Source organism: Streptomonospora litoralis (assembly GCF_004323735.1).
GTDB classification, from domain to species: Bacteria; Actinomycetota; Actinomycetes; order Streptosporangiales; family Streptosporangiaceae; genus Streptomonospora; species Streptomonospora litoralis.
The window spans coordinates 3,898,733-3,911,025 of record NZ_CP036455.1 but is presented as its reverse complement, the minus strand read 5'-3'; the positions used below and the strand labels follow the sequence as shown (position 1 = coordinate 3,911,025).

Genomic DNA, 12,293 nt, shown 5'->3' with positions numbered 1-12,293 from the left:
GTGAAGAGGCGCCCTTACGCTGCGGGGATCGGGGAAGGTGTTGCGATGAGTGGGGTCCGGCGGCCGACGCTGGAGATGGTGGCCACCCGCGCCGGGGTCGGGCGCGGCACCGTCTCCCGCGTCATCAACGGGTCGGACCAGGTGAGCCCGGCGACGCGCGAGGCGGTACGCGACGCCATCGCCGAGCTGGGCTACGTGCCCAACCACGCCGCGCGCACGCTCGTCACCCGGCGCACGGACACGGTCGCGCTGGTGGTGCCCGAGCCCAACGACCGGTTGTTCGCCCAGCCCTTCTTCGCCCACATCGTCCGCGGGGTGAGCGCCACGCTCAACGAGCGCGATCTGCAGCTGCTGCTGACGACCGTGCGCTCACCCGACGAGTACGGCAGGCTGGGCGACTACCTGACCGCGCACCACGTCGACGGCGTGCTGCTGGTCTCGCTGCACGCCGACGACCCGCTGCCCGACCGGCTGGCCGAGGCGGGGGTGCCGTGCGTGATCGGCGGCCGGCCTTCGTGGCAGACGCACCATCCCATCCACTACGTCGACATCGACAACGTCGGCGGGGCGCGCACGGCGACCCGCCGACTCGTCGAGACGGGGCGGCACTGCATCGCCACCGTGGCGGGCCCGCCCGACATGGTCGCCGGCGAGGACCGGCTGGAGGGCTACCTCAAGGCCATGCGGGAGAGCGGCCTGCCCACGCCCCCGACGCAGATCGTCCGGGGCGACTTCAGCTACGAGAGCGGCGACGCCGCCATGCGTGGACTGCTGGAGTCCGCCCCCGACCTGGACGCGGTGTTCGTCGCGTCGGACCCCATGGCCCTCGCGGCGATGCGGGTCCTGCGCGGGTCGGGGCGCCGCATCCCCGAGGACGTGGCCGTGATCGGGTACGACAACTCCTCCTTCGCCTCGCACAGCGACCCCCCGCTGAGCAGCGTGCACCAGCCCACCGAACGTATGGGCGGGGAGATGGCGCGCATCCTGGCCGACGTCGCCATTCCCGGCGAGGCCGACTTCAGCGAGCAGGTCCTCGACACCCACCTGGTCATCCGCGAGTCCGGCTGAACCGCCGCCAGGACGATTGCGGACGGGTGACCCCTATCACCGGGATAACGTGATGCCGGGAGGAAAAGCCCGAAAGGGCCATCGGGTCGCCGGGAGGGGAATATTCCGATGCGGTGGGTCACCTATCTTTCGCCGAGCGGAGGCGAGGAGCGCTCCGGCGTCGTCGACGACGGCTGCGTCTTCGGCTATCCGGGGGCGCAGAGCGTCCCGGAGCTGTTGGAGAAGGACCGCGACGCGCTCGCCGACGCCTATCACAAGGCGCTGGCCGCCCCGGTGGAGATCATCGTCGAGTTCGAGACCCGGCTCTGCGCGCCCGTGCGCCCGGAGCGGTCCGTGCCGGCCCACGTCGACGGCGCGTGGACACAAGTGGCGCCCGCGCTCGTCCGCGGCACCGACGACGGGGTGCTGCTGCCCGCCGGCGTCTCGGCGCTGACCGCCGCGGTCGGCGTGATGGCGTTGTTCGGCGGCCAGGGCCGCCACGCGGGCTACACCCCGGCGTGCCTGTGGCGCACCCTCGAGGGCGACCCGGTGACGCTGAGTGTGGGCCCGGCGATCGTCACCCACGACGAGTTCGACGGCTCGCCGCTGTGCGTGGAGGCCGGTGTCGAAGGGAGGACACTCGCGCGCGCCGAACTGGACGGCGGCCTGGGCTGGGCCGCCGGGACCGACAGCGGTTTCACCGCGGCCGCGCTGCCGGCGGGCACCCGCCCGCTGGAACCCGGTGAGGAGCTGTTCGTCGACGGCGGCCGCCTGGGCGAGTTCGAGATGCGGGTGGGTGCGGGGGCCTGACCCCGGCTCCGCGCGGCCCGGCATCGGGCGGATTCCCGCTCTTCCCGGCGCCACCGCTCTCACCAGGACCGATGACACGGCGCCGCCGTCGATTCACGCAATGTCGGCGGCGTGTCCAAAAAGTTATGTATGGGATTCCGGGGGACCGATACCGGCCGTCTCGGCGGTACATAACCTGCGGGTCCAGCCTGGTGGCGGCGCTGCCGCGCTCACGGCGGCTGGTACGCGGACGGCTCGCGTCCGTCGGCGCGAGGTGCGGCATCTGCGCGGATTGATACGCTATCAACCTCACGTGCACCATTTTTGGTTTATGGTGCACAACGCCTCTTCATTCCCCCTGAGGGTGCGCCCGGGCGCGGAACCCCACTCTATTCCGCGCACACCGCCGCGCGCGGCAGGCCCAATCGGGTTCATCCGGAGTCACGCAGGCCCCTGAGGGCCTTTTCGGATCCGGCATCGCCCACGGGGAACAGGAATCCGGCGGTTGAGGCGGGAACCAGGAAAGGTTGCGAGGGTCCGTGTCGACACGAGCGACAGATGACGGAGGCGGCGCCGCTCCCGGCGGTCCGCAGGCCGACCGCGCCGCCGCGCCGGCGGAGGCCCGGCCGCGCTGGTGGTCGCCGCGCGAATGGCGCGTGCGGCCCCGGTTGATCGCCCTCATCGTGATCCCCACGGCGGTCGCCCTCGTGCTGGGCGGCCTGCGGATCTCGGAGAGTGTCGTCAACACGGTCTCCTACGACCGGATCGAGGGGGCGGCCGCACTGGGCGAGGCCGTCGTCGACCTGGCGACCGAGCTGGGGCGCGAGCGCGTGATGGCGGCGGCATACATCGCCGACGACCCGAATTTCGAGGAGCGCTCGCAGGACTCGCTGGAGACGCTCCAGGAGCAGATCCAGGAGAGCCGGCAGGCCGAGCAGCGTGTGCAGAGCCTCATCGACGGGCTGGGCGATCCCGGCAGCCAGCTGACGGCGACGCGGCTGCAGAGCATGCAGGACAGCCTCGGCAACCTCGACCGGGTGCGCGACGAGGTGCAGAACACCCGCCTGACCGTGCTGCCGATGGTCACCAAGTACACCCAGATCCTCGACTCCCTCTCCGGCTTCAACCAGACCATCGCCGAAGGCACGAGCGACACCGAGCTCCGGTCGAGCGTGCGCGCCCTCACCGGTGTGGCCAAGGCGCGCGAGCAGCTCTCCTACGAGGGCGCGCTGATGCTGCACTCGCTGATCCGCGGCAGCATGTCCGAGGGCATCCGCTCCGAGATCGAGGACAGCCGGGCGACCTTCGAGAACGAGCGCGCCAACTTCCGCAACAGCGCCACCACCGACCAGCGCCAGATGTACGAGGAGACGTTCGTCGGCGCCGAGGTCAGCCAGATGGCCACCACCCGGCTGCGCGTCATCACCCGCGCCCGCGAAGACCAGCAGATCAGCGGTCTGACCTCCGGCGACACCCCTCAGGAATACCAAGAGGCCGCCGGGGTCGTGCTCGACCGGATGTCCCAGATCGAGTCGAACCTGGCCACCTCGGTGCGGTCCCAGGCCGCCACCCTCAGCGCCGGCGCGCTGAGCCGCGCCGTCGCCGAATCGATCCTCGTCCTGATCGTCCTCGTCGCCGTTTTCACCCTGACGTCGGTCGTGGTGCGCTCCCTGGTGCGGCCGCTGCGCTCGCTGCGCGAGGGCGCGCTGCGCATCGCCGAGGACGACCTGCCCGGAGCGATCGCGCGCATGCAGGAGTCCAGTTCGGCCTCCGGCGAGATCGACGTCAAACCGATCGAGGTCAGTTCCCGCGACGAGATCGGCGAGGTCGCACGCTCCTTCGACGAGGTCCACCGCGTGGCGCTGACCCTGGCCTCCGACGAGGCCGCCCTGCGCAGCAACGTCAACGCGATGTTCGTCAACCTCTCCCGGCGCAGCCAGACGCTGGTGGAACGCCAGTTGCGCCTGATCGACGGCCTGGAGCAGGGCGAGCAGGACTCCGAGCGGCTCTCCGACCTGTTCCAGCTGGACCACCTCGCCACCCGTATGCGGCGCAACAACGAGAACCTCCTGGTCCTCTCCGGTCAGGACAACACCCGCAAGTGGGCCCAGCCCGTCCCGCTGGTCGACGTGCTGCGCGGTGCGATCTCCGAGGTCGAGGAGTACGAGCGCATCAACGTGCGCGCGCCCTCGCACATCTCCGTGCTGGGGCGCCCGGTCAACGACGTCATCCACCTGGTCGCCGAGCTGGTCGAGAACGCGACCTCCTTCTCCTCCAACGACTCCCAGGTCGCGGTCACCGCCCAGGTCCTGGACGACGGCGGGGTGCGCGTGGAGGTCACCGACAGCGGCATCGGCATGCCGCCCGAGGAGATCCGCACCGTCAACGAGCGCCTGGCCCAGCCGCCGGTCATCGACGTCGGCGTCTCGCGCCGCATGGGCCTGTTCGTGGTCAGCCGCCTGGCCGCCCGCCACGGCATCCGCGTCCGACTGGACCAAGCGCACAACGGCGGCGTCACCGCCACCGCGGCCTTCCCGCCGGACCTGCTGATCACGCCGGTCGAGCCGCAGCCGGCCCTGGAGTCCCCCGGCGCGCCCGGCGCGCCCGACACCTACGCCGAGGCCGCCGCCGCCTTCGCCGCCAACCCCGCCCCGCCCGAGCCCTCCATCTGGGGAGAGCGGCGCGACACCGGTGCCCAGCCGCAGCTGCCCAAGCGCGAACCGGGGCTCAACCGCGCCGGAGGGGCCGCCGAGGAGCACCCGCCCAGCGGTGAGGACCTGTGGTCCGGCAGCGGTTGGAACGTGCCGCCCGGGCACTCCGAGCCGAGTCGGCCCGAGCCGCCGGCCGCTCCGCCGCAGCACCACCAGCCCCAGCAGCACCCGCAGTCGGCCGAACCGCCCCGCGCCGAGCAGCAGTCCGCCGAGCCCCACTGGGACGCCTGGGACACCGGCCGGCGTCGGCACGACCAGCAGCAGGCGCAGCAGCCGTCGCAGTCCCAGCAGCAGCGGCCCCAGGAGCAGCGCCCCAGCGGCCCGCCCTCCCAGCCCTTCGCCCGGCCCGCCGAAGAGGCGAACCCCTGGGCGTCGCAGTCGGGACCGGCCGAGCACGGCTGGGCGAACGGCGCCAACGGGCAGCAGCCGTACCAGTCCGGCGGCTCGGCGGACTCCAACAGCGAGCCCGCCCGCGCCGAGGCGGGCCGGGCCGAGTGGGGCGAGCCCGAGAACCGCGAAGGCCACGGCTCCACCGCCTACCTCTCGCGGCGCTACGGAGGCGGGGGCGCCGGGCAGAACACCGTTGTCCCGCCTTCGCCCGAGGGCGGCTCGGAGACCCTGCCGATCTTCGACGCCATAGAGTCCAACTGGTTCCGCCGCCGCAGCGGCGGACCCGCGACCGAGCCCGAGACCGGACCGCTGCCGCGCTTCGGCGCCGACCAGGGCACGGGGGCCGGAGACGGGCGGGGCCGTGCCGACCAGCCGCAGCGCGGCTCCTCGGACCACCAGCGGCCGCGATACGACTCCGCCGAGCCGGCGAGCGCCAACGGTTACTCGGGGCGACAGGGTGGTCAGCACATGCAGAGCCCCGGCGCGCACGACGCTCCCCAGCCCCAGGAAAGCACCGACTCCGCTGCGCAGCAGCCCTACCGCACCGAGGACGACTGGCGTTCCGAGGCCGACCGCGGATGGCAGGCGGCGCAGACCGTCGCCGAGCCCATGGCGGGCGGACTCACCACTTCGGGCTTGCCAAAACGCGTTCCTAAGGCAAACCTTGTGCCCGGAACGGCTCCCACGCCGGAGAACGTCAAGCAGGTCCCGACCCGGTCCGCCGATCGGGTGCGCAACCGCTTCTCGGGCTTCCAGCGCGGGGTCCGCGAAGGCCGCAACCAGGTCGGCGACATGCCGAACGAGGAGAACTAGTGCTCAAGGCGGGTACGGTCGGGCGCGCTGCGGCTCGCCGCCGGCCTCCGGCGCGGGGTCCCGACATATCACGGATCAGCGATGGAATAGCATCATCCGCACCTCCGGTGATGATGAGCGACAAGCAACCGAATAAGGTCACTACAGGAGCCCACTCGGCCGACGCAAGGCCCGCGGGCCGAGGTCGATCCCCCGGCCGGAATGGACAGGAGAGCAGATGAATCAACCGGTGAACGAGCTCAACTGGCTGATCACTGACTTCGCAAATCGAGTGCCGGACGTCGCGCACGCGATCGTCGTCTCGTCGGACGGGCTCCCCCTCGCCTCCTCGACCGGTTTCCCCGCAGACCGGGCCGACCAGTTGGCTGCGATCGCCTCCGGGCTCTCCAGCCTCACCCAGGGCGCCTCGCGCGTCTTCGAAGGCGGCGCCGTCTCGCAGACCGTCGTGGAGATGGAGCGGGGCCTGCTGCTGATCATGTCCATCAGCGACGGCTCCTGCCTCGCTGTTCTCGCGGCCGCCGAGTGCGATCTCGGCCTCGTCGCCTACGAGATGACCCTGCTCGTCGAGCGGGCGGGGCGTGCGCTGACTCCGGCGGCGCGTACCTCGGGAATCCACTGAACCACCACCGACAGGAGGAAGTGGTGGCACCTCACAGTCGAGATGCCGGGAGCGCTTCGTGGTTCGGGCAGCAGCCCGCCGGCGCCTCCAGGTCGCCGGCGGCCGGTCCGAGCGGCGCGGATGTTCCACGACCGACCCAGAACAACGCCGACCAGCAGGCGGCGGCCAACAGCTCCCCCAGCTCCCTGGTGCGGCCTTACGCTGTGACCAAGGGGCGCACCAAGCCGAAGTCCCAGCTGCCGCTGGAGACCCTGATCTCCTCGACGGACACGGCGCGCAACGAGTCGGGGACCCTCACCCCCGAATGCCAGGCCATCAGCGACCTGTGCCGCGAATGGCGCTCCGTGGCCGAGGTCTCGGCGCTCCTGCGCATCCCGCTCGGGGTAGCGCAGGTCCTCGTCGCAGACATGTCCGAACAAGGACTGGTGCAGATCAGGTCGTCGATCAACACCGACAGTCGGCCCAACGCCAACCTTCTTGAAAGGGTGCTCAGTGGACTTCGCAAGCTCTAGTGTTCTGCGCCTGAAATCCGTTTCAGATATCTGGCGAGGGAGTCGAGGACCTCTTCGGCGGTCTTGCGCCAGACGAACGGGCGAGGCTCGGTGTTCCACCGCTCGATCCAATCGCGCACGTCCTTCTCCAGCGCGGCCACGCTCTTGTGCACCCCGCGGCGGGTGAGCTGGGCAGTGAGATAGCCGAACCAGCGCTCGACCTGGTTGATCCAGGAGGAACCGGTCGGGGTGAAGTGCACATGGAAGCGTGGATGGCGGGCCAGCCACTGGTGGATCAGCGGGGTCTTGTGCGTGGCGTAGTTGTCGCAGACCAAGTGGATGTCCAACTCGGCCGGGACCGCCTTGTCGATGCTGATGAGGAACTTCTTGAACTCGGCCGCGCGGTGCCGGCGGTGCAGCTCGGTGATGACGGTGCCGTCGGCGATGTTGAAGGCGGCGAACAGGCTGGTGGTGCCGTGGCGGACGTAGTCGTGGGTGACCCGTTCGGGCGCACTCGGCATCATCGGCAGCACCGGCTGGGAGCGGTCCAGGGCCTGCATCTGCGACTTCTCGTCCACGCACAGCACCACCGCCCGCTCGGGCGGGTTGTGATACAGCCCGACCACGTCGACCACCTTCTCCACGAACAGCGGGTCGGTGGAGATCTTGAAGCCCTCGGTGCGGTGCGGCTTCAGGTCGAAGTGCCGCCAGATCCGCCCGATGGTCGACCGGCTCAGCCCGCTGCGCCGCGCCATCGAGGCCCGCGACCAATGGGTGGCATCGGGCGGGGTCTGCTCCAGGGTCAGTTCGACGACCTGCTGGACCTGGTCGAGCAGGATCGAGGGCGGCCGGCCCGGCCGGGGCTCATCGGCCAGCCCGGCCAGGCCGTGCTCGATGAACCGGCCCCGCCACTTGGCCACGGTCGGCACAGAGATCCCCAACTCGGCGGCCACGTCCTTGTTGAACGCCTCGGGCTCCGCGCATGCCAAGACAATCCGGCAGCGCAACGCGTAGGCCTGGGTCGAGGTCGCCGCCCGCGCCCCGCGCACCAGCTCCCGGCGGTCGGCCTCGGTCACCGTCAACTCGGCCTTCTTCGGCCGACCCGTCTTCACCATCTCCGAAGCCTACACTTATGAAACGGATTTCAGGCGCAGAACACTAGCGCGGCCGACGAGGGCGGTGCCGCGGCGAGTGCGATGACGTCGGTCAAGATCGTCGTCGCCGGAGGCTTCGGTGTAGGCAAGACGACGTTCGTCGGCTCCGTCTCCGAGATCGTGCCGCTGACTACCGAAGCGGTCATGACCAGCGCCAGCGTCGGGGTCGACGACCTCGCCAAGACGCCGGACAAGCAGACCACCACGGTGGCCATGGACTTCGGCCGGGTCTCGCTGGACTCCGACCTCATCCTCTACCTGTTCGGCACGCCGGGCCAGCACCGCTTCTGGTTCATGTGGGACGACCTGGTCAAAGGTGCCATCGGGGCCGTGGTGCTGGTCGACACCCGCCGTCTGGCCGACTGCTTCCCCGCTATCGACTACTTCGAAGAGGCGCGGCTGCCCTTCGTCGTGGCGATCAACGGGTTCGACGGGTACTACCCGCACGCGGCCCAGGAGGTGCGCGACGCGCTCACCCTCAGCCCGGAGATCCCCATCGTCCAGGTCGACGCACGCGACCGCGCCTCCACCAAGTCCACGCTCATCACGCTGGTGGAGCACGCCATCACCGTCGGCGACCCCGGCGGTGCCGGACAGCCCACCTCCACCGGCGGACAGGGCTCCTGGCGATAGGTGCTCTCCCGGCCGCGACCGCGTCCGCGGCGGGCCGGGAGAGCGCGCGGTCGCCACGCGCCGCCGCGTGGCCGCGACCGCCGGCCGCGGTCAGCCGAACCCCATGGCCACGGCCCGCACCGGCGCGCCGTCTCCGCTGCTGAGGCGGATCGGCAGCGCGACGAACAGCGGATCGGCGAAGTCGATGCGCTCCAGGCCGCAGAGGTTCTCCACGATGGTGCCTCCCGCGCCCAGCACACTCATGTGCGCCGCCCAGTCGCCCTCGGGATGCGGGCCGTGCGGTGTCGAGTCCGGACTGGGCGCGTCGATGCCCACGCACCGCACCCCCGCCTCGACCAGCAGTCGCGCCGCGTCCCCGGCGAGGTAGGGGTGGTCGAAGTAGCGCGAAGTGCCGTAATGGTCCGCCCACCCGGTGTGCAGCAGCACCGCCGCCCCGGGCGCGAACCGCTCCCGCCAGGGCGCCAGATCCTCGGCGGTGATAGGGGAGCGGTCGGCCCGGCCCGTGGCCTCCACCACCACGGCCGCGCCGGTGAACTGCCCCAGCGACAGCTCCTCCAGCCGCGGCCCGTCGTCCAGGAAGTGGTAGGGCGCGTCGGCGTGCGTGCCGCTGTGCGAGCTCATGTGCACACCCGTGGAGTTGTAGCCCTCGACGGCCACGGTGGCCGAACGCTCCAGACTGGGCTCCCGGTCACCGGGAAAAGCCTGGGTCTCGGGTCCCACGGGTCGGCTCAGGTCGACGATGCGGTTGATCTGCACGGCTCTCCTCACACTCGGTGGTGCCGCTTTCTCGGCGGCCGCTTCCGGCACCGGCGCCCGCGGCCCTGTTGACAAGGGGTGCATCGCGCGCGGTGAGGAGGCAAGATAGCAGTCGATGAGTTCTCACCCTTCCCGCGACCAGCCCGACCCCGGCGCAAACGCCATGACGGACCGCTTCCACTCCGTCGGCGAGAACATCCTCGACGCCCTGCTGGCGGACGGCCCCGAATGGGCCGACGACCTCGGCGACCACCGCTTCCGCGACCGGCTCACCGACCACTCCGCCGACGCCGACTCCCGGCGCGCGGGAGTGCTCACCGACGCCCTGGGCGCGCTGGACGAGATCGACGACCTGCTGCTGCCCCCGGCCGACCGAGTCGACCTGGAGATGCTGCGCAACCGGGTCTCCGCCGACCTGTGGCAGCTCACCGAGTTGCGTCCGCAGACCTGGGACCCCCTGGTGCACCTGCCCGGCGACGCGCTCTACGGACTCGTCGCCGGCGAGGACCTGCCCGCCGATGAGCGGCTGCGCGCCATCAGCGCCCGCTGCGCCGCCGTCCCGCAGTTCCTCGACACTGCGCGCACCCGCCTCGACGGCGGCCCCGGCATGCCGCGCGTCCACGTGGAGACCGCCGCAACCCGGGCCGAGGGCATCCTCGGTCTGCTCGGCGGCGAGGTCGACACCCTCATCGAACAGGCCCCCGCCCTGCGCACCGCCGTCGACGAGGCCCGGGGCGCCGCCGCGGCCGCCCTGCGCGAGCACATCGACTGGCTGCGTTCGCGGGTCGAGACCGCCGACGCCGACCCCCGTCTGGGTGCGCGCGACCACGCCGCCCGGCTGTGGTACACGCTCGACTCCGAACTGTCCCAGGACGCCCTGCTCACCCGCGCCGAAAGCGACCTGCTGGCCACGGAGGAGGCCATCGCCGAGGCCGCCGCCGACTTCGAGGGCGCGCCGCCGCGTTCCGGCCAGGTGCGCGAAGTGCTCGACCGCATCGCCGCCGAGGCCGCCACCACCGAGGAAACCGTGCGCCCCACCTGCGAACGGGCCTTGGAGCACCTCGTCGGCCGCGTCCGCGAACTCGACTTCGCCACCCTGCCCGATCATCCTGTGCGCGTGATCCCGATGCCCGAGTCGCGCCGCGGCATGGCCGTGGCCTACTGCGACCCGCCCGGCCCGCTCTCCGCCACTCCGGAGCGTCCCACGCTCATCGCCGTCGCCCCGCCGCCCGCCGACTGGCCCGCCGAGCGCCGGACCTCCTTCTACCGCGAGTACAACGCCGACATGCTGCGCGAGCTGATGGTGCACGAGGCCGTCCCGGGCCACGCCCTCCAACTCGCCCGCGCCGCGGGCTACTCCGGCAGCACCAGGCTGCGCCACGCACTGCACAGCGGCACCTTCATCGAGGGCTGGGCCGTCTACGCGGAGGACGCGATGCAGGGCCACGGCTGGTGCGCCGACGATCCCGAGCGCAACCGGCGGCTGCGGCTCGTGCAGCTGAAGACCCGGCTGCGCATGATCATCAACGCCATTCTGGACATCCGCGTCCACGCCCACGGCATGACCGAGTCCGAGGCCATGTCCCTGCTCGTCGAGCGAGGACACCAGGAGGAGGGTGAGGCCGCCGGCAAGTGGCGCCGGGCCCTGCTCACCAGTGCGCAGTTGTCCACCTACTACGTCGGCTACCAGGAGGTCTCGGCCGTCGTGCGCGACCTGGGCGCGGCTCGGCCCGACGCCGCCCGGCGCGACCTCCACGACGAGGTGCTGGCCCACGGGTCGCCCACTCCGCGCCACCTGCGCGCTCTGCTGCAGGTGTGAACGGCCTGATCCGGCCGCTGTCGGCGCCCGGTATTCCGCGAAGGCACACACCGGGATGATCTAGACTCCACACGCCTTACCCGTATCCGCGCCCCCTGTTACTCCCGGAGCTGACGACCCCGCCATGACCACGGACCTGATCGTCGGATTCTTCACGCTGACCGCGCTGGAGATCGTCCTCGGCATCGACAACCTCGTATTCATCTCGATCCTGGCCGGCAAGCTGCCCAAGCACCAGCAGGCCCGCGCGCGTCAGCTCGGCATCGGGCTGGCCCTGATCAGCCGGCTGGCGCTGCTCGGCTCCATCACGCTGATCATGCAACTGACGGCCCCGCTGTTCACAGTCGCCGGAGTCGAGTTCAGCGGCCAGGCCATCATCCTGCTCATCGGCGGACTCTTCCTCATCGGCAAGGCCACCTACGAGATCCACGAGAGCCTCGAAGGCGAGGAGGACCACGCCGGTTCGCAGGTCCGGGCCGCGATGGGCGCGGTGCTGGTGCAGATCGTCGCGCTGGACGTCATCTTCTCGCTGGACTCGGTCATCACCGCGGTCGGCATGATCGGCGACCAGCCCTACGGCATCTGGGCGATGGTCGGCGCCGTCGTCATCGCCGTCATCGTCATGCTGGTGCTCGCCGCCCCGCTGAGCCGGTTCGTGAACAAGCACCCCACCATCAAGATGCTGGCGCTGGCGTTCCTGCTGCTCATCGGTATGACCCTGGTCGCCGACGGGCTCGGCTTCCACGTGCCCAAGGGCTACATCTACGCCGCGATGGGCTTCTCGCTGTTCGTGGAGATCCTCAACCTGCTGCGCCGCCGTGCCCAGGGCACCCCCGTCAAGCTCAGCAGCCGCTACTCCGAGGAAGGCGACCGCGCCGGCGAGGACACCGCCGAGGCCACCGACGCCGCCGCGTCCTCAGCGCCCTCCACAGAAAAGGAGCCGCCGCGCGCCGCCGAAGGAGCCGGCGGCGAGCCCGCCAAGTCCGCCGAGTGAGACCGCGGCCGCACGTCGTTCGGCCCCGCGGCGCCGCGCATCCTATGCTGGAGTCGGCACGGCCGCCGCGGGGCGGA

10 protein-coding genes are annotated in these 12,293 nt (G+C 71.2%); 8 read left to right on the top strand and 2 right to left on the bottom strand.

Annotated features, from left to right (window positions below; translation table 11 throughout):
• The first annotated feature begins 45 nt into the window (after positions 1 to 45).
• The 5 genes from EKD16_RS16445 to EKD16_RS16425 all read left to right on the top strand — a co-directional run bounded on the left by EKD16_RS16445 (position 46) and on the right by EKD16_RS16425 (position 6,881).
• A complete protein-coding gene (locus tag EKD16_RS16445; RefSeq protein ID WP_131099193.1) occupies positions 46 to 1,068 on the top strand; it encodes a LacI family DNA-binding transcriptional regulator in 1,023 nt (340 codons plus the stop codon).
• A 108-nt stretch (positions 1,069 to 1,176) separates the two neighbouring features.
• Positions 1,177 to 1,857: a hypothetical protein gene (locus EKD16_RS16440; RefSeq protein WP_131099192.1), complete on the top strand. Its 681-nt coding sequence runs from the start codon at positions 1,177 to 1,179 to the stop codon at positions 1,855 to 1,857.
• Positions 1,858 to 2,375: 518 nt separating this feature from the next.
• Positions 2,376 to 5,750, top strand: a complete 3,375-nt coding sequence (locus EKD16_RS16435) for a sensor histidine kinase (protein WP_242677005.1) — start codon at positions 2,376 to 2,378, stop codon at positions 5,748 to 5,750.
• Between the two features lie 217 nt (positions 5,751 to 5,967).
• Positions 5,968 to 6,369: a roadblock/LC7 domain-containing protein gene (locus EKD16_RS16430; RefSeq protein ID WP_131099191.1), complete on the top strand. Its 402-nt coding sequence runs from the start codon at positions 5,968 to 5,970 to the stop codon at positions 6,367 to 6,369.
• A 20-nt stretch (positions 6,370 to 6,389) separates the two neighbouring features.
• Positions 6,390 to 6,881, top strand: a complete 492-nt coding sequence (locus tag EKD16_RS16425) for a DUF742 domain-containing protein (RefSeq protein ID WP_242677004.1) — start codon at positions 6,390 to 6,392, stop codon at positions 6,879 to 6,881.
• Here the strand turns inward: EKD16_RS16425 and EKD16_RS16420 are convergent.
• Positions 6,878 to 7,975, bottom strand: coding sequence for an IS630 family transposase (locus EKD16_RS16420; RefSeq protein ID WP_131097890.1), 1,098 nt, complete (start codon positions 7,973 to 7,975; stop codon positions 6,878 to 6,880). The genes EKD16_RS16425 and EKD16_RS16420 overlap by 4 nt on opposite strands.
• 81 nt (positions 7,976 to 8,056) lie before the next feature.
• Between EKD16_RS16420 and EKD16_RS16415 the strand changes: the two genes are divergently transcribed.
• The gene (locus EKD16_RS16415; RefSeq protein ID WP_131099190.1) at positions 8,057 to 8,647 is read left to right on the top strand and encodes a GTP-binding protein; all 591 of its coding nucleotides are present in this window, start codon (positions 8,057 to 8,059) and stop codon (positions 8,645 to 8,647) included.
• Positions 8,648 to 8,737: 90 nt separating this feature from the next.
• Here EKD16_RS16415 and EKD16_RS16410 read toward each other — a convergent pair whose 3' ends face one another.
• Complete coding sequence (locus tag EKD16_RS16410; RefSeq protein WP_242677003.1) at positions 8,738 to 9,403, bottom strand: cyclase family protein; 666 nt, start codon at positions 9,401 to 9,403, stop codon at positions 8,738 to 8,740.
• A 163-nt stretch (positions 9,404 to 9,566) separates the two neighbouring features.
• Between EKD16_RS16410 and EKD16_RS16405 the strand changes: the two genes are divergently transcribed.
• Positions 9,567 to 11,222: a DUF885 domain-containing protein gene (locus EKD16_RS16405; protein ID WP_131102659.1), complete on the top strand. Its 1,656-nt coding sequence runs from the start codon at positions 9,567 to 9,569 to the stop codon at positions 11,220 to 11,222.
• A gap of 124 nt (positions 11,223 to 11,346) precedes the next feature.
• Entirely contained in the window at positions 11,347 to 12,216 is an 870-nt protein-coding gene (locus tag EKD16_RS16400; RefSeq protein WP_131099188.1) for a TerC family protein, read from the top strand.
• Positions 12,217 to 12,293 lie beyond the last annotated feature (77 nt).